This window comes from Pantoea sp. ICBG 1758 (assembly GCF_002928325.1).
In the GTDB taxonomy this organism is placed as follows: Bacteria; Pseudomonadota; Gammaproteobacteria; order Enterobacterales; family Enterobacteriaceae; genus Pantoea; species Pantoea eucrina.
Map to the genome: position 1 here is coordinate 957,048 of NZ_POWL01000001.1, position 17,457 is coordinate 974,504.

The following is a 17,457-nucleotide window of genomic DNA, read 5'->3' on the forward strand; positions in this document are numbered from 1 at the left end:
AAGCTCAGTGAGCGGTATGTTACCGGTTATGTCATTTGATTGAAAAGCGTAAAAAACCGCGCGGATCGTGGCCGGTATGATGAAAACGTTATCGTCGCGCCACGCACCTCTGGCTGCGTACTACGCTTTCTGTCACTGTAAAGAGAAGTGCTTACATCATCAGGAGAGAAAATGCGTCAGCAACCGGTTGTAGCCGTACTGGGTCTGGGAGCGATGGGCCATGCGTTCGCCGCCAGCTTACTGAAAAAAGGGTTTCGCGTGCAGGGCTGGAATCGTACCCGGTCTAAAGGAGAAGATCTGGAGGCGGCAGGCCTGCAGCTGAGCGGCAGCGCGGAAGCTGCTGCTGCGCAGGCGGATGTGGTGATCACGATGCTGGCCGATGGAGATACCACCCGCGACGTGGCGGCGCGCATCGCGCCGGTGCTGAAGCAGAATGCCACTCTGGTACAGATGGGCACCATTGGCGTCGCGGCAACCGACGCGCTGATCGCACAGATCGCCGCGGCGCGTCCCGATATCAACGTTATTGATGCGCCGGTCTCCGGCACCAAAGCGCCGGCGGAAAACGCCCAGATTCTGGTGCTGGCCAGCGGTGACCGCACGCGGGCTGAGGATGCTGAACAGGTGTTTGCCGCGATCGGCAAAGGCACGCAGTGGCTGGGCGAGGCGGGCGCCAGCTCGCGCATGAAGCTGGTGGTGAACAGCTGGCTGATTGGCCTGATGCAGAGCCTGGCCGAGAGCACGCGGCTGGCAGAGCAGTTTGGTTTCAGCACTGACGATCTGTGGCAGGTGCTGGAGGGCGGTCCGCTGGCGGCCCCCTACGCGAAGGTCAAACTCGGCGCGATTGCCAGCGACGACTACACCCCGCAGATGCAGCTTACCTGGGCACTGAAGGATGCGAAACTGGCGCTGGAGGCGGCGGGAGAGACCCGGCTGCCGGCGCTGGAGAACATTGCGCAGCTCTGGCAGCAGGCAGTGGAGGCGGGCTACGGCGAACAGGATCTGGCCTCCGTCTACGCCTGGCTGAAGCGCGGAGATGAGTAAACAGATAAGCTTCGATTTTTCCCGGCGCCCGCTGATACCCTTTGCGCACGATTACGCGCACGGTGCCCGCGAGCCGTGGCACTATCACACCTGTGCGCAGCTGATCCATACTCTGAGCGGCGTGATACGGGTGGAGACGGCGCACGGCAGCTGGATGGTGCCGCCCAGCCGCGGGGTCTGGCTGCCAGCCGGCACGCGGCATGCGCTGCAGACGGGCGGCCAGGTCGCTGCCCGCACGCTGTTTATCGATCCGCTGGCGCGCGCTGATCTGCCGGCCAGCTGTCAGGTGGTGCAGATCTCCGCGCTGCTGCGTGAACTGATCGTGAGCGCGCTGTCGCTGCCGGAGGGCTACTCTCCCGGCAGCCGCAGCGAACGCATTTATGAGCTGATCCTCGATGAGATCAGGGTGATGAATGTGCTGCCGTTTGACCTGCCGATGCCGCAAAGCCCGCGCCTGCTGGCGCTCTGTACCCGGATCCAGCAGAGCGCAGGAGAGCCGTGGACGCTGACGCAGGCCGCGGCGGAACTCTGCGTGGCAGAGCGCACGCTGTCGCGCCATTTCAGCCGCGAAACCGGACTGCGCTTTGGCGACTGGCTGCGGCGCGCCCGGCTGAGCCAGGCGCTGATGCGGCTGGCGCAGGGAGAGAGCGTGTTGCGGGTGGCGCTGGATCTCGGCTACGAGAGCCCGGGTGCGTTCAGCGCGATGTTTCGCCGCGTGCTGGGCGTTTCACCGGCGGGCTACTTTCCGCCGGCAGAAAGGCGTTCGCCGCATTGAGCAGCGCCTGCAGCGAGGCGCGCGTTACGTCACTGTCGATTCCGACCCCCCAGGCGCGTTTGCCGTTTGCGTCAGTACAGCAGATATAGGCAACCGAGCGACTGTCGCTGCGTTTACCCAGCGTATGTTCATGGTAATCCTCAATGGCGATTGCGCGCCCGTAGTGCTGCTGCAGCGCGCTGACGGCGGCGGAAAGCAGGCCGTTACCGCTGCCATTCAGCATGCGCCCGCCCGATGCCGTCGTAAACTGCAGGCGGATACACGTTGCCCGTTCGTCACTCTGGCTCTCCGCCGTGTCAAGCTGGCGCGCCGGCTGCGTCAGGCCGTAGTGGTGGCAGAACAGCTGCCAGAGGGCATGATGCGTCATCTCGCCGCCGTTCGTGTCAGTCTGCTGCTGCACCCGCTGGCTGAAATCCTGCTGCAGCGCGCGCGGCAGCTGCAGTCCGTGGTTCTGTTCCAGCAGCCAGGCACTGCCGCCTTTGCCCGACTGGCTGTTAACCCGGATCACCGCTTCATAGCTGCAGCCAATGTCGCGCGGATCGAGCGGCAGGTAAGGGATCTGCCAGCGGGTTTCCTGCCGCGCTGCACGTTCGGCAAAGCCTTTGCGGATGGCGTCCTGATGGGAGCCGGAAAAGGCGGTAAAGACCAGCTCACCGGCATAAGGGTGGCGCGGATGCAGCGGCAGCTGATTACACGCCGTCACCGTCTCAATCACCTGCTGCATATCGCTGAAATCAAGCCCCGGTGCCACGCCCTGGGTGTAGAGGTTCAGCGCCAGCGTCACCAGATCAACGTTGCCGGTGCGCTCGCCGTTGCCAAACAGGCAGCCCTCGACGCGATCGGCCCCCGCCAGTAGCGCCAGCTCGGCGCAGGCGGTGCCGGTACCGCGATCGTTGTGCGGATGTACGCTGATGGTCACCGCCGCACGCTGACTGAAGTGGCGGCAGAAGTATTCAATCTGATCGGCGTAGACGTTAGGCGTGTTCACTTCCACCGTGGCGGGCAGGTTGATAATCATCGGTCGCTGCGGGCCAGGCTGCCAGATCGCCGCTACCGCTTCACAAATCTCCAGCGCAAAGTCCGGCTCGGTAAAGCAGAACGTTTCCGGTGAATACTGAAACGTCCACGCCGTATCAGGCTGCGCGGCACAGCGGTCGCGGATCTGGCGGGCGGCGCTGCACGCCAGGGCGACAATCTCCGCTTTGCTCTGGCAGAAGACACGCTCGCGAAACAGCGGGGCGGTGGCGTTGTAGAGATGAACAATCGCCTGCCGGACGCCCGTCAGCGCGTCGAACGTGCGATCGATCAGATCGCTGCGCGCCTGGGTGAGCACCTGAATGGTGACATGGGGCGGAATGTGATCTTTCTCGATCAGTTCCCGCACAAACGCATAGTCGGTCTGCGATGCGGCAGGAAAGGCCACCTCAATTTCGCTGAAGCCGCAGCGCAGCAGCAGCTGCCAGAACGCCAGCTTGCGGGCGCTGTCCATCGGCACCGCCAGTGCCTGGTTGCCGTCGCGCAGATCCGTTGAGAGCCAGCGCGGCGCGTGAGTGAGCTGGCGCGACGGCCACTGGCGATCGGCCAGCGGCAGCACAGGGGTCGGGTAATATTTATCAGCAGGGTGAGTCAGCATCGTCGTCTCCTTTAGCAGAGCCTGTAGTGTGGCGCAGGTGGATCGCTGCCCGCCTGCGCGTAGCGGACAACCACGCGTGCAAAACGGACAGGTTGGCGAAAGCGGTGCGGGCGCGTAGCATAGCGGCACGGTTTCCGGCTCAGGCAGGCTATGTCATTTATTACGTTCGACGGTCACAACGACCTGTTACTGCGGCTCTGGCTGCATCATCGCGACGATCCGGCGCGCGCATTTTTCTCCGGTACAGAAACCGGGCATCTCGACTTTCCGCGCATGCAGCAGGGCGGCTTTGGCGGCGGGCTGTTTGCGCTGTTTGTGCCCCCGGCTGGCTATCTCAGCGAGGTGGCGCCTGAGCGCGCCGGGGAGCAGCTGCCGCCGCTCACCATTCTCTGGCAGCAGCTCGCGATTCTGAAAACGCTGGCGGCGGAATCAGGCGGACGCGCCCGGCTCTGCCTGAACGCGGAGGAGATTGCCGCCTGCCGGCGCGATGGCGTACTGGCGCTGGTGGCGCATATCGAAGGCGCCGACGGTTTCGACGGTGCCGGCGCAGATCTGCAGGCGTTTTATCAGGCTGGCGTACGCAGCATCGGGCCATTCTGGAATCTGCCTAACCGCTTTGGTCACGGCGTCACCGGCGCGTTTCCCGGATCGCCCGACAGCGGTGACGGGCTGACGGAGGAGGGGGAGCAGCTGATTACGCTGGCCTGTCAGCAGCGTATGGTTATCGATCTCTCGCATATGAATGAAAAAGCCTTCTGGCAGACGGCGCGGCTCAGCACGCTGCCGCTGGTCGCCACGCACTCCAACGCACACGCGCTCTGCGCACAGCCGCGCAATCTGACTGACGATCAGCTGCGTGCCATTCGCGACAGCGGCGGCGTGGTGGGGATAAATTTCGGCAACGCCTTCCTGCGCAGTGACGGAAAACGCGATGACAGCACCGCGCTGACGGAAATTGTTAAACACGCCGCGCATCTGATCGCTATTATGGGCCGCGATCACGTGGCGCTGGGATCGGATTTTGACGGCATCAGCGTACCAGCGACGTTAAAAGATGTTACCGGTTTACCGCGGCTCTATGCGCTATTGCAAAGTCTCGGCTATGATCAGGCATTGACTGAACAGCTCGCGTGGGGCAACTGGCAGCGCGTGCTGCGTCAGATCTGGCAGGCCTGAACCGCGTTTCCCTGATGAATCAGGGTTGATCTCCGCGCGACATTGGCGCAACATCGCCGCGCCTGGTGTACTGCCTGCAGTCGCCAGCGGCATTTATGGCAGAGCCTGCTCTGCGTTTTCATTGATGAGGAAGAACACTATGTGGAAAAAACCTGAGTTTGTTGACCTGCGTCTGGGCCTGGAAGTGACACTGTACATCTCCAACCGCTAAGACTCTCTGCCCGCCGCTCGTGCGGGCATTCTCTTTTTCTGCTTCGGTCTTTCACATGTTTATTAAAGTTCTCGGTTCAGCGGCAGGCGGTGGCTTTCCGCAGTGGAACTGTAACTGCGCCAACTGCAGCGGTCTGCGTAACGGCACCATTCAGGCGCAGGCGCGCACCCAGTCCTCAATTATCGTCAGTGATGACGGAGAAAATTGGGTGTTATGCAACGCCTCGCCTGATATCAGTCAGCAGATTGCGCAGACGCCTGAGCTGGTGAAAAAAGGGGTGCTGCGCGGCACCGCGATCGGCAGTATTATTCTGACCGACAGTCAGATTGACCACACCACCGGGCTGCTCAGCCTGCGCGAAGGCTGCCCGCATCAGGTATGGTGCACCCCTGAAGTGCATGCCGACCTTACCAGCGGTTTTCCTGTCTTTACCATGCTGCAGCACTGGAACGGCGGCCTGAAGCATCATGCGCTGACGCCGCTTGAGCCGTTCAGCGTGGCGGTTTGTCCCGATCTGCAGTTTACTGCGATCCCGATTCTCAGCAACGCCCCCCCTTACTCTCCGTACCGCGACCGGCCGCTGCCGGGGCACAACGTGGCGCTGTTTATAGAAAACCGCGCCAGCGGACAGACGCTGCTCTATGCGCCGGGTCTGGGCGAACCGGATGGGGTGATCATGCCGTGGCTGCAGAAAGCGGACTGCCTGCTGATTGACGGCACCGTCTGGCAGGATGATGAACTGCTGACCACAGGCGTCGGCAAAAATACCGGACGGGCGATGGGCCATCTGGCACTGGCTGAAGAGCAGGGCCTGATGGCGCTACTGGCCGCGCTGCCGGCAAAGCGCAAAATTCTTATTCATATTAACAACACCAATCCGATCCTCGACGAACACTCGCCGCAGCGCCAGTTTCTGACGCAGCAGGGCATTGAAGTGAGCCAGGACGGGATGGCGATCCATCTGCAGGAGTCCGCATCGTGATCACCGACGCTCTGACCCCCGAGGCGTTTGAACAGGCGCTGCGCGCCAAAGGCGCTTACTACCATATTCATCACCCTTACCATAAAGCGATGCATAACGGTGAGGCAACGCGCGAGCAGATCCAGGGCTGGGTCGCAAACCGTTTCTATTACCAGACCACTATTCCGCTGAAAGATGCCGCGATCATGGCCAACTGCCCCGATCCGGCCACGCGGCGTAAGTGGGTACAGCGCATTCTCGATCACGACGGCAGTCACGATGGCGATGGCGGCATTGAAGCCTGGCTGCAGCTGGGTGAGGCGGTAGGCCTGACGCGTGAGGCGCTGCTGTCGGAGCAGCACGTGCTGCCCGGCGTACGGTTTGCCGTTGACGCCTATCTCAATTTTGCCCGGCGCGCTGACTGGCAGGAAGCGGCGTGCAGTTCCCTGACCGAGCTGTTTGCGCCGCAGATCCATCAGTCGCGCCTCGACAGCTGGCCGCAGCACTATCCGTGGATCAAAGAGGAGGGGTATTTCTACTTCCGCAGCCGCCTGAGCCAGGCTAACCGCGACGTTGAGCACGGGCTGGCGCTGGCGCTGGAGCGCTTTACCACGGCGGAACAGCAGAACCGCATGCTGGAGATCCTGCAGTTTAAACTCGATATTCTCTGGACGATGCTTGACGCCATGACTATGGCCTATGTGCTGCAGCGTCCGCCTTATCATACGGTCACCAATCGGGCGGCCTGGCACACAACAAGACTGGTGTAAGCGCATGAAAGATACCCTGATCCCCGCTTTCCGGCGCGGTTATCGTCTGCAGTGGGAAGCCGCGCAGCAGAGCCACGTCGTGCTCTATCCGGAAGGCATGGCGAAACTGAATGAAACGGCAGCGGCCATCCTGGAGCTGGTGACCGGTAAGCAGGATGTGGCCGCGATCGTCAGCACGCTTGACGCCCGTTTTCCCGAGGCTGGCGGCGTCGGCGACGACGTGAAAGATTTCCTGCAGTCAGCCGTTGAACAGAAATGGATCCAGTGTCGTGAACCCGAATAAACCTGCCGTCAATGCGCCGCTCTGGCTGCTGGCGGAGCTGACCTATCGCTGCCCGCTGCAGTGTCCTTACTGCTCTAATCCGCTCGATTTTGCGCAGCAGGAGAAAGAGCTGACCACCGAACAGTGGATTGAGGTGTTCAGCCAGGCGCGCGCCATGGGTAGCGTACAGCTCGGCTTCTCCGGCGGCGAGCCGCTGGTACGCAAAGATCTGCCCGAGCTGATCCGCGCCGCGCGCGACCTTGGCTTTTACACCAACCTGATCACCTCCGGCATTGGCCTGACAGAGAAAAAGCTCGACGCCTTTGCGGACGCCGGTCTGGACCATATTCAGATCAGCTTTCAGGCCAGCGATGAAACGCTGAACGCCGCGCTGGCTGGCTCGCAAAAAGCGTTTCAGCAGAAGCTGGAGATGGCGCGGGCAGTGAAAAAGCATGGCTACCCGATGGTGCTGAACTTTGTACTGCATCGGCATAACATCGATCAGATCGATAAAATCATCGACCTCTGTATCGAGCTGGATGCCGATGACGTTGAGCTGGCAACCTGCCAGTTTTACGGCTGGGCGCACCTGAACCGCGAGGGGCTGCTGCCGACGCGCGAGCAGATCGCCCGTGCGGAAGAGACGGTCGCACGCTACCGGGCGCGCATGAGCGAGAGCGGCAACCTGACCAATCTGCTGTTTGTGACGCCGGACTATTATGAAGAGCGTCCCAAGCCGTGCATGGGCGGGTGGGGCTCAATTTTCCTCAGCGTAACCCCGGAAGGCACCGCGTTACCCTGTCACAGCGCGCGCCAGCTGCCGGTTGAATTTCCCTCCGTACTGACGCAGAGCCTGCAGTCGATTTGGTATGACTCGTTTGGTTTTAACCGCTACCGCGGCTTTGACTGGATGCCGGAGCCGTGCCGCTCCTGCGATGAGAAAGAGAAAGATTTCGGCGGCTGCCGCTGTCAGGCGTATATGCTGACCGGTAACGCTGATAATACCGATCCGGTCTGCAGCAAATCGCCGCATCACGGGCAGATCCTCGAGGCGCGGCGTGAGGCAAACTGCAGCGATATTAAAATTGCCCAGCTGCAGTTCCGCAACCGGGCCAACTCCGCGCTGATTGTCAAACAGCGTCTCTGATGATGCAGCGTACCCTGACGCTGGCCAGCGGCCTGCGCTGCCACCTGTATCACCAGCCTGACGCCCGCGAGGCCGCGGCGCTGGTGCAGGTCGGGGCCGGCAGCCTGCATGAGCCCGATCGCTGGCCGGGACTGGCGCATCTGCTTGAACATCTGCTGTTCTGCGACAGCGCGCGCTTCAGTGGCAGCCAGCGCCTGATGCCATGGGTGCAGCAGCAGGGCGGCGAGGTCAACGCCACCACTCAGCTCAGCCGCAGCGCGTGGTTTTTTCAGCTGCCGGCCGCCGCGCTGGAAGGCGGCATCACGCGGCTGGCGGATATGCTGATCGCCCCGAACCTCGCGCCTGACGCCATCCGCCAGGAGTGCGCCGTTATCGATGCCGAGTATCAGCTGCTGCAGAGCCACAGCGAGACGCTGAGCGAGGCGGCGCTGCTGCACGCGCTGGGCGGGCGCTTCAGGCGCTTTCGCGCCGGCAGCAGGGCGGCTTTTGGTGACAACGTCACGGAGCTGCAGCGTACGCTGCGCCACTTCCATCAGACCCGCTTTACGGCAAATAGTCTGGAGCTCTGGCTCTCCGGGCCGCAGTCGCTGGATGAGCTGGCAACGCTGGCCGCAGCTTTTGATCGCCTGCCGGGCGGCGAGGTACCGGCGCTGCCGGTGGTGCCCCGGCAGCCCGGCAGCCATGCGCTCGCGCAGCTTGAGCTGCCGGGTGAGAACGCATTCTGGCTGACGCTTTTAACCCCCTTCGATCGCACACTTAGTGACAGTGTCACTCTCCTGCGCAGCTACTGGCTCGATGAGGCTGAAGGCGGCCTGCTGCATCAGCTGCGCAGTGAGGGCGCGTGTGACACGCTGCAGGTCAGCTGGCTGTGGCAGGATACCCGGCACGCGCTGCTCGCGCTGCGCTTCAGTGCAGCGAAGATCTCACCTGCGCAGGCCCGACATATAGAGCAGCGCGTCTGGCAGCATCTGCAGGCCGTGCAGCACAATACGCAGCGCCAGCATCAGCACTATCTGCAGCTGGCGCAGCGCGACTTCCGCGCTGAGACGCCGCTGCGTCAGCTGCGGCTGCGGGCGGCAGCAGAAGCGCCTGCGGCCGATCTGCCTCCTGACCTTGTCCTGGCGATCCGCCAGCTGACGCAGGCTGGCCGGCTGCGCCTGCTGACCCGGCAGCCGCTGAGCGATGCTCTGACCTGCATCACGCAGGGATTTACGCTGCGCTGCAGCAGCAGCGTGCTTTGCGGTGGCTTACCGGCGGCGGTGCGCTGGCAGTTTCCGCCGCGCGCCCTGCAGGCTGCCGCGGCAGGTTTTTGCGGCAGCGCAGCCGCGTTACCGCAGGCGCTGCCGGTTGAGCCGGCGGAGACGCTGCTGCTGCGCCCGGCGTGCTACCAGCCGCTGGCTAACCACGCGGGAGTGGCCTGTCAGCGGCGTTTGCGGCCATTGCTGGCAGAGCTGCGTCATCTGGGTGGGCGTGGCGTCTGGCAGCAGCAGCAGGGGATCTGGCAGCTGCTGCTGGATATTCCGGCCGACGCCGCCGTGGCCTGGCAGCTGCTGCCGGCTATCACGGCGCAGCTGAGCGCAGCGGATGAGGCCGGCGACCCGCCTGAACCCGCGACCATTGTTATCCGCCAGCTGCTGCAGACGCTGCCGTTTCAGCTGCTGTATCCGGCGGCAGTCCGCGGCTGGCAGGCGGCGTGGTGCGGGCACGATCGGCACCTCAATCACTGCGCCGCCCAGAGTCTGGCGAGCCTCAGGCAACAGACAGCGCCCTCTGCGCCGCCACCGCTGCGGCGCGGCATTACGCCCGTCGCCTGCCAGGGGCGCGACCAGGCGCTGCTGCTGTTTATCCCCCTGACGACGCCGGATGATATCAGCCTGGCGGCGCTGCAGGCGCTGGGGCTGTTTCTGGCACCGCGCTTTTTTCAGCGGCTGCGTGTGGATCAACAGATAGGCTACGTGGTCACGGCCCGCTATGAGCGCTGCGCCGATGTGGATGGACTGCTGTTTGCGCTGCAGTCGCCCGATATCGACTGGGTACGCCTGCTGGCCCACTGCCGGCGCTTTCTGCTGGATATGAAGACGGCGCTGAGCGAGTGTGATGCCGAAATGCTGCACGCATGGCAGCAGACGCTGCGGGAACGCTGCCAGCCGTACGCTAACCGGCAGGTGGCGCAGGATCTGCTGCGGCGCGAAGCGGGCGGCGCGATCCTGACGCCTGAGGCGGTCTCTGCCCTGACGCTGCCGCGCATGCAGCAGCTTTTCCGGCGGCTGGTGCGTCAGCGGCGGCGCTGGCGGCTGCTGATCAACCGGCACTAAACCGGTACACACCGGCGCCGCTGCCTGTCCCGACAAAAGTTTACACGGCAAAACTTGGCGTTTGCGGCGGCGTTACATAAAATGCCCGCACTTTTCTCTGAGGCTGCGGCATGATGATATCGCCCCAACGCGCAACGTGGATCCTGGCACTCGCCTGTCTGGTGCTGGCATTTTGTCTGGTACAGCGCAGCTTCAGTATGCCCGTTCAGCCTGTTACCGTCTCTGCCGTGTTGAGTGAGTCCGGCGCGCAGGATGCCTCCGCCAGCAGTGACAAGCCCTGTGCGCTGAGCGCAAAATCCCTCAGCGCCAGCACGCCGGTCTTTGATGCGGCGCTGCCGCTGCTGATGCTTGTCATGGCGCTGGTCGCCGCGCTTGCCGTTCCGCAACGCCTCTCTTTCTTCTGGCGTCATCAGTCGCACCGTCCGCCGCTGCGACGGCGACATCTTACGCTCTGCGTCTTCCGGGAATAACACCGCACGCTGTTTCGCGTACCCCCTGTTATTTACCGGAGAATTTATCATGACTGTTTTAATCAGGAGCCTGCTGCTCCTGCTGGCAGGCTGCGTGCTGAGTGCGCAGGCTGCGGATACCGGCTGGCTGCGCAACGCGCAAAACAGCCACGCTGAGGTGCGCCTGCGCGCCGCGCCGCAGGCGGGCGACACCCGGCTGCTGCTGGATATTCATCTGGAACCCGGCTGGAAAACCTACTGGCGCACGCCGGGAGAAGGCGGCGTGGCACCCGTCATCGCCTGGCAGACGCCCGGCATTAGCGCTCAGTGGTTCTGGCCTGTACCGGCGCGCTTTGACGTCAGCGGGCTGACCACGCAGGGCTATAAAGGCACTGTCACGCTGCCGAGCGTGCTGCAGCGCCCGCCGGGCAGCGATACGCTTACCGGCACGCTGACGCTCTCTACGTGCAGCGACGTCTGTATCCTGACGGATTTTCCGTTCAGCCTCGATCTGACCCGGCCGCCCGCGGCGGCGTTTGACCGCGACTTTGCCCGCGCGATGGGAGAGGTTCCGCCTGACTCCGGCCTGACTGACCAGCTCAATGCCAGTTTTGTTAACGGTGAGCTGCAGATCCGCGCGGTACGTCAGGCGGGCTGGAGCACGCCGGAACTCTTCTTTGACTATCCGGCGGGCAGCATGCTGGCAGCACCGGTGATCAGCGTGCAGGGCAACACGCTCAGCGCGCGCGTGGCCGTGACCGATGAATGGGGCGATGCGGCACCCGACCTGCGCGGCCGCCAGCTGTCGCTGGTGATCGGCGATAAGGGGCTGGCGCAGCAGAGCCAGGTGACTATTGAGGCAGAGCCCCTGCTGAGCGGCGGGACGCGCGCGACGCTCTGGTCGGTGCTGCTGCTGGCGCTGCTCGGCGGCCTGGTGCTGAATCTGATGCCCTGCGTGCTGCCGGTCATGGCGATCAAGCTCAGCGGTCTGGTGCAGCAGCAGGGTCAGACGCGCCGCCAGACGCGCCTGCAGTTTCTGGCCTCCAGCGCCGGGATCCTCTTCTCCTTTTTGCTGCTGGCACTCCTGATGAGCGCGCTGCGCCTGAGCGGTCAGGCGCTGGGCTGGGGCATACAGTTCCAGAGCAGCAGATTCCTGCTGCTGATGACCGGCGTCATGTTTCTGTTCAGCGCCAGCCTGTTTGATCTGCTGCATTTCCGTCTGCCCTCCGCCTTCAACACCCGGCTGGCCACGCACCAGGGGAATGGATTAGCGGGGCATTTTGCGCAGGGTGCGTTTGCCACTCTGCTGGCAACGCCCTGCAGCGCGCCATTTCTCGGCACGGCGGTAGCCTATGCGCTGACCGCGCCACTGCCCCAGCTCTGGCTGCTGTTTGCGGCGCTGGGTATCGGCATGAGCGTACCGTGGCTGCTGGTGGCCGCGCTGCCGGGCGTCGCACGCTGGCTGCCGCGTCCGGGACGCTGGATGGTGCATCTGCGTACGCTGCTGGGCACTCTGATGCTGCTGGCGACGCTCTGGCTGGTTACGCTGCTGATCCCGCACTGGGGCAGTGGTGCAGCAGGCCTGCTGGCCGCCGCGCTGCTGTTGCTGCTGCTAATCTGGCTGCTGCGCCGCCGCGCGCTGCAGCAGGCGGGCGCCGTCGCCATCGCGCTGACGGTAGCGAGCGCGCTGTTCCTGCTGATGCGTCCGGCAGAGGATGCCGGTGAACTGCGCTGGCAGCCGCTGTCAGAGCAGGCTATCGCCGCGGCGCTGCAGCAGAACCGGCGTGTGTTTGTCGATATCACCGCTGACTGGTGCATTACCTGCAAGGTCAATAAGTCCCGGGTGCTGAATCAGCCTGACGTTCGTGCCGCGCTGAGCGCTGACGATATCGTGCTGCTGCGCGGCGACTGGACACAGCCCGACCCCGCCATTGGCGACTTTCTGCGCCAGCGCGATCGGGCGGCGATTCCGTTTAATCAGATTTATGGCCCGGCGCTGCCGCAGGGTCAGATTTTGTCACCGCTGCTGAGTCGCGACGCGGTGCTTTCCACACTGAGTAAGGCGAAAAAATAATGAAAAAATCTCTGTTTGCAATGCTGCTGCTGAGCGCACCGGTACTGGCTGCCGCTCCTTTTACGCCGGAGCAGGAGGCGCGCATCAAAGCGCTGATCCGCGAAACGCTGGTACAGAATCCCGCCATACTGGCTGAGGCCGCTGATGCCTTTGATAAAGAAGCCGCGCGACAGCAGCAGAACGTGGTGGCGCAAATGGTTGAAAAAAATCGTGACATGCTGTTCAGCGATGCCGGTTCACCCCGCATCGGCGCTGAAAAACCGGCGCTGACGCTGGTCTACTTCACCGATTACAACTGCGTATTTTGCAAAAAATTTGAGGGTGATATCACCACGCTGCTGAAAGCGCATCCGCAGGTTGCGGTGGTCATTAAGCCGCTGCCTTATCGTGCCGAAAGCTCGCTGAGTTCAGCGCGGCTGGCGCTGACGGTCTGGGAGCAGCAGCCAAAAAACTTTCTGAAGCTGCATGAAAAGCTGATGGCGAAAAAAGGCAATCACGACGAGGCCAGCATCAGCGCCGCGCTGAAAAAAACCGGTATCAGCCTGTCGACACCGAGCAAAGCGAGCCTGGATACCATTAATCACAACCTGACGCTGGCGCAGCAGCTGGGCGTGCAGGGAACCCCGGCCACGCTGGTGGGTAATCAGCTGATCAGCGGTGCGGTGCCTTATGCCCAGCTGGAGGCGGCCGTGAAAGATGCGCTGAAGGCGGCACCGTGAGCCGGCTGAAGCGCTGGCTGCGTGAAGCGCTCTGGCTGCTGCTGGCAGGCGTGCTGATTATGCTGGCGGTCGACTGGCTGCGCGCGCCGCAGCTGCCTGCCGATCTGGCCCAGCAGCCGCTTACTACGCTGCAGGGTGAGCAGAGCCTGGCCGGGCTGAGCGCATCGAAACCGGTGCTGGTTTACGTCTGGGCCAGCTGGTGCGGCGTCTGCAAACTGACCACGCCGGTTGTGGCGAAGCTCAGCCAGCAGGGCGTGCCGGTAGTCAGCGTGGCGCTGCGCTCGGGTTCTGATACGCAGGTGACCCGGTGGCTGGCAAAAAAAGGCCTGCAGGGGTTAGCCGTTAACGACGCGCGCGGCGAGCTGGGCCAGCGCTGGCAAATCGCCGCCACGCCGACGTTTATCGTGCTCTATCAGGGCCGTGTTGTCAGTACCACCAGCGGCTGGAGCAGCCGCTGGGGACTGCTGCTGCGTTTATGGTGGGCTGAACAGTTCAGCGGATAACAGAGGGCGCCTGCGGGCGCCTTTTTTAATAATAGCTGGTTCAATTTGCGCTGATTAATAATCTTTAAAACAGGAAAGTAATAATTATCCGGACAATTATCCCGGCGCTGCGGTTATTTTATTTTTTTGCGGCTGGCTTTATTGAAGGCAGCAATTAAATTTTTGCAATAATGCCGCAACTGATGCATACCTGAATAACAGACTAATTTCTGATTATCGCGGCGGGATATTTTCGGGCGCCGCAGTGAGGGAGAGTATGCGTATTCATCATCTGAACTGTGGTTGCATGTGCCCGCTGGGCGGGGCGCTGTTTGATGGCTTCAGCCGGGGTCCCTTTGCTGAACTGGTGTGTCATTGTCTGTTAATTGAAAGCGATCGCCACGGCCTGATTCTGGTGGATACCGGACTGGGAATTAATGATATGCGCTATCCGGAACGCCGGCTCTCTGGTTTTTTTCGTCTGCTGAATAATATTCGTTACAGTGAGCAGATGAGCGCGCTGGCGCAAATTCAGCTGCTGGGTTTTCAGGCGGAAGATGTGCGTCATATTATTCTGACCCATCTCGATTTTGATCACGCAGGCGGCATCAGTGATTTTCCGGCGGCGCGGATCCATCTTCTGCAGCGTGAGCTTGATACGGTACGCAGCGGACGTGAGCAGAGCTGGCTGGCGCGTCAGCGCTTCCGGCCACAGCAGTGGACCGCGCACGATGGCTGGCGCGGCTACGCCAGCGAGGGTGAACGCTGGTTCGGGTTTGATGCGGTAAGAGCGATTGACGATCTCAGCGATGAGATCCTGCTGGTGCCGCTGCCGGGACACACCGCCGGACACGCAGGCGTGGCGATCCGCCACGGCGGTGGCTGGCTGCTGCATGGGGGAGACGCCTGGTTTTATCGCGGAGAGATGCATCACACCCAGCGGCACTGTACGCCGGGCCTGCGCGCCTATCAGCGGCTAATGTGCAGCGATCGCGAAGCGTGGCGTATTAATCAGCAGCGGCTGCGCGAACTCTCGCTGCAGCCCCAAAGCGGTGTTGCGCTGTTTTGCAGCCACGATGCGCGCGAACTGGCACACTACCGGCCACACTGTTAGCTTTTTTGCCGGTTTTCTGCGCATTACCCTTTATCTTTACTAATATTTCTCTGGCGGCGTCGCGAAGCCTGTCGGCTCGCCGCCGTCTGAAAACTCTAAAGGGAGCGTGCCATGTTTCATACCTCGGGAAAGTCGGCGTTCGGCATTACGCTGTATGCCTTGCTGGAACCACTGCCGCTGGGCTTTTTTTTTGCCGCCTGGCTGTTTGACATCCTCTATCTGCAGACCTTTGTGGTGATGTGGACCAAAGCCGCCAGCTGGCTGATTGTATTTGGTCTGCTGCTGGCTATTCTGCCGCGAATTATCAGCCTGATTCATCTGTTTCGCGGCGTCACTGCCGGTGAGAAAATGCATTTCTGGCTCTCGCTGCTGGCGGTGCTGGTGGCCATAGTTAACGCCTTTATCCATAGCCGTGATGCGTATGCGGTGGTGCCCATGGGCGTCACGCTGTCGACCATCGTGGTGGCGCTGCTGCTGATCGCCAACGTACAGCTGGCGCTGCGCGCGCGCCGTATCCCGGGAGGTCGTCCATGAAACTGCGCATTCTGAGTGCTGTCAGTCTTGCTGCGCTACTGAGCGCCTGCGACAGCGGATCTTCTCTCGATCCGCAAAAACAGACCGGACCCAATCCCGAGCTGCCTAAAGCGCAGAACTTTTTCATGCCGCCTATGCAGGTACCGGAAGGGACGCCGTGGAAAACCGGCGAAACGCCAAAGGTGGCGGACGGACTGAAGATAGAGCGGATCCCGGCGAAGCTGATGCACCCGCGCCAGCTCTACGTACTGCCAAACGGAGATGTGCTGGTGGCCGAGGCCAACGGGGTAAAAAATCCGGTCACGGCGCCGAAGCAGCTTATTATGGGCATTGTGCAGAAATCCTCAGGCAAAGGTGCGCCGGGCGGCAACCGTATCTCACTGCTGCGTAACGTTAACGGTAAATGGGAGCAGCATCTCTTTATCGAAAACCTGAATGCGCCCTTTGGTATGCAGCTGATTGGCAACACGCTCTACGTTGCCAATGCCGACAGCCTGGTGAAGTTCCCTTATCAGACCGGGCAGACGGAGATCCGCACCGCGCCGGAAGAGGTCACGGCGCTGCCGGGTGGCGAGCTTAACCATCACTGGACCAAGGCGCTGCTCGCCAGCCAGGATGGCAGTAAACTCTATGTTGGCGTCGGGTCTAACAGCAACATCACCGAAAACGGACTGGGTGCGGAATATCAGCGCGCAGCGATCTGGGAGGTGGATGCCGCCAGCGGGGCGAGCCGCATTTACGCCAGCGGCATCCGCAATCCTACCGGACTGCAGTGGGAGCCGCAGAGCGGCAAGCTGTGGGCGATCGCGAATGAGCGCGATGAAATCGGGTCCGATCTGGTTCCTGACTATATGACCTCCGTGCAGGATAACGGCTTCTACGGCTGGCCCTGGAGCTATTTTGGCCAGCACGTGGATGACCGGGTCCGGCCGCAGCGGCCTGACATGGTGGCGAAAGCGATCAAGCCGGACTACGCCCTGAGCTCGCACGTTGCACCGCTCGGACTGCTGTTCTACGGCGCGGACAATATGCCGCAGTATCGCGGCGGCGCGTTTATCAGCGAGCACGGCAGCTGGAACCGGACGCCGCTTAATGGCTACAAAGTAGTATGGGTTAAATTTGAAAACGGCATGCCGGTCGGTAAGCCACAGCCGGTAGTCACCGGATTCCTGACGGACGATGAGAAGAACGTGCGTGGTCTGCCAGTGGGACTGGCAACGGATAATCAGGGTGGGGTACTGATAGCGGACGATGCGGGGGATGCGATCTGGCGCATCAGCGCGGCGCAGTAATTTTTACCGGTAAAAATAGAAAAGGATTTGGCTGGTCAGCCAAATCCTTTTTTTTGGTTCGCTTAAGCGGCGGGTAACCGCGCGGCGAACGGGGTGCTCAGCACTCCTCACACAGCGAATCATAAAATGTGACGGGAAATATTTCAAGTTTCAGGAAATTACTGTATGGTTATACAGTGTTGAGTGCGGGCGGAGTATCGTTGCTTTCTGATGACTCTCAGGGGCGCGGATAGTCAAATCCCGGCAGGTTCCAGGTGGTGCTGGCCTGTGGCTTTAGCAATGAGTGCCGCTCAGCGCTCCTCACAGATGTGCTCAGGCGGCCGGCGGGTAGGGTCAGGGCCCCGGCCGCTGAACGGCGCGCGCTCCTGTCAGAGGAGAAGGAAAGTGATGGAACTTGTACGATTACTCCTGGACATCGTCCGGATCATCCTGCAAATCATCGTTGCCCTTTTGCAACTGACCGGTCAGGCGCACTGACCGGAACTTGAAACAAGGCGGA

General features: G+C 62.0%; 17 protein-coding genes. 16 read left to right on the forward strand and 1 reads right to left on the reverse strand.

What is annotated here, in order from left to right; genetic code table 11:
• Positions 1 to 171: 171 nt before the first annotated feature.
• On the forward strand, positions 172 to 1,044 hold the full coding sequence (locus C1Y41_RS04765; protein ID WP_071668798.1) for an NAD(P)-dependent oxidoreductase: 873 nt from the start codon (positions 172 to 174) through the stop codon (positions 1,042 to 1,044).
• Positions 1,037 to 1,819 carry a helix-turn-helix transcriptional regulator gene (locus C1Y41_RS04770; protein ID WP_104084950.1) on the forward strand — a complete coding sequence of 261 codons (783 nt, stop codon included), beginning with the start codon at positions 1,037 to 1,039 and terminating at the stop codon, positions 1,817 to 1,819. The genes C1Y41_RS04765 and C1Y41_RS04770 overlap by 8 nt, the downstream gene beginning before the upstream one ends.
• On the opposite strand, the gene leuA is transcribed toward C1Y41_RS04770, so the two are convergent.
• Positions 1,740 to 3,452: a 2-isopropylmalate synthase gene (gene leuA / locus C1Y41_RS04775; RefSeq protein ID WP_071668799.1), complete on the reverse strand. Its 1,713-nt coding sequence runs from the start codon at positions 3,450 to 3,452 to the stop codon at positions 1,740 to 1,742. The genes C1Y41_RS04770 and leuA overlap by 80 nt on opposite strands.
• Positions 3,453 to 3,602: 150 nt before the next feature.
• On the opposite strand from leuA, the gene C1Y41_RS04780 reads away from it, so the two are divergent.
• From C1Y41_RS04780 to C1Y41_RS04845, 14 genes are all read left to right on the forward strand, one after another.
• The gene (locus tag C1Y41_RS04780; protein WP_039384263.1) at positions 3,603 to 4,628 is read left to right on the forward strand and encodes a dipeptidase; all 1,026 of its coding nucleotides are present in this window, start codon (positions 3,603 to 3,605) and stop codon (positions 4,626 to 4,628) included.
• A gap of 139 nt (positions 4,629 to 4,767) precedes the next feature.
• Positions 4,768 to 4,839: a pyrroloquinoline quinone precursor peptide PqqA gene (pqqA, locus tag C1Y41_RS04785; protein WP_010617686.1), complete on the forward strand. Its 72-nt coding sequence runs from the start codon at positions 4,768 to 4,770 to the stop codon at positions 4,837 to 4,839.
• A gap of 55 nt (positions 4,840 to 4,894) precedes the next feature.
• The gene (pqqB, locus tag C1Y41_RS04790) at positions 4,895 to 5,821 is read left to right on the forward strand and encodes a pyrroloquinoline quinone biosynthesis protein PqqB (protein WP_039384267.1); all 927 of its coding nucleotides are present in this window, start codon (positions 4,895 to 4,897) and stop codon (positions 5,819 to 5,821) included.
• On the forward strand, positions 5,815 to 6,570 hold the full coding sequence (gene pqqC, locus C1Y41_RS04795; RefSeq protein ID WP_104084951.1) for a pyrroloquinoline-quinone synthase PqqC: 756 nt from the start codon (positions 5,815 to 5,817) through the stop codon (positions 6,568 to 6,570). The genes pqqB and pqqC overlap by 7 nt, the downstream gene beginning before the upstream one ends.
• Positions 6,571 to 6,574: 4 nt before the next feature.
• Positions 6,575 to 6,853 carry a pyrroloquinoline quinone biosynthesis peptide chaperone PqqD gene (gene pqqD, locus C1Y41_RS04800; protein WP_039384271.1) on the forward strand — a complete coding sequence of 93 codons (279 nt, stop codon included), beginning with the start codon at positions 6,575 to 6,577 and terminating at the stop codon, positions 6,851 to 6,853.
• A complete protein-coding gene (gene pqqE / locus C1Y41_RS04805) occupies positions 6,840 to 7,979 on the forward strand; it encodes a pyrroloquinoline quinone biosynthesis protein PqqE (protein ID WP_039384272.1) in 1,140 nt (379 codons plus the stop codon). The genes pqqD and pqqE overlap by 14 nt, the downstream gene beginning before the upstream one ends.
• Positions 7,979 to 10,294, forward strand: a complete 2,316-nt coding sequence (pqqF, locus tag C1Y41_RS04810; RefSeq protein WP_104084952.1) for a pyrroloquinoline quinone biosynthesis protein PqqF — start codon at positions 7,979 to 7,981, stop codon at positions 10,292 to 10,294. Before pqqE ends, pqqF begins: the two co-directional genes overlap by 1 nt.
• A gap of 110 nt (positions 10,295 to 10,404) precedes the next feature.
• Positions 10,405 to 10,764: a hypothetical protein gene (locus tag C1Y41_RS04815; RefSeq protein WP_071668802.1), complete on the forward strand. Its 360-nt coding sequence runs from the start codon at positions 10,405 to 10,407 to the stop codon at positions 10,762 to 10,764.
• A gap of 49 nt (positions 10,765 to 10,813) precedes the next feature.
• Complete coding sequence (locus tag C1Y41_RS04820; RefSeq protein ID WP_104084953.1) at positions 10,814 to 12,817, forward strand: protein-disulfide reductase DsbD; 2,004 nt, start codon at positions 10,814 to 10,816, stop codon at positions 12,815 to 12,817.
• Positions 12,817 to 13,536 carry a DsbA family protein gene (locus tag C1Y41_RS04825; RefSeq protein WP_071668803.1) on the forward strand — a complete coding sequence of 240 codons (720 nt, stop codon included), beginning with the start codon at positions 12,817 to 12,819 and terminating at the stop codon, positions 13,534 to 13,536. The genes C1Y41_RS04820 and C1Y41_RS04825 overlap by 1 nt, the downstream gene beginning before the upstream one ends.
• Complete coding sequence (locus tag C1Y41_RS04830) at positions 13,533 to 14,039, forward strand: protein disulfide oxidoreductase (protein WP_071668804.1); 507 nt, start codon at positions 13,533 to 13,535, stop codon at positions 14,037 to 14,039. Before C1Y41_RS04825 ends, C1Y41_RS04830 begins: the two co-directional genes overlap by 4 nt.
• Before the next feature lie 256 nt (positions 14,040 to 14,295).
• Positions 14,296 to 15,132, forward strand: a complete 837-nt coding sequence (locus C1Y41_RS04835; protein WP_071668805.1) for an MBL fold metallo-hydrolase — start codon at positions 14,296 to 14,298, stop codon at positions 15,130 to 15,132.
• A gap of 111 nt (positions 15,133 to 15,243) precedes the next feature.
• Positions 15,244 to 15,666, forward strand: coding sequence for a DUF2231 domain-containing protein (locus C1Y41_RS04840; RefSeq protein ID WP_104084954.1), 423 nt, complete (start codon positions 15,244 to 15,246; stop codon positions 15,664 to 15,666).
• Positions 15,663 to 16,958 (forward strand): sorbosone dehydrogenase family protein, encoded by a 1,296-nt coding sequence (locus C1Y41_RS04845; protein WP_104084955.1) that lies wholly within the window; start codon positions 15,663 to 15,665, stop codon positions 16,956 to 16,958. Before C1Y41_RS04840 ends, C1Y41_RS04845 begins: the two co-directional genes overlap by 4 nt.
• Positions 16,959 to 17,457 lie beyond the last annotated feature (499 nt).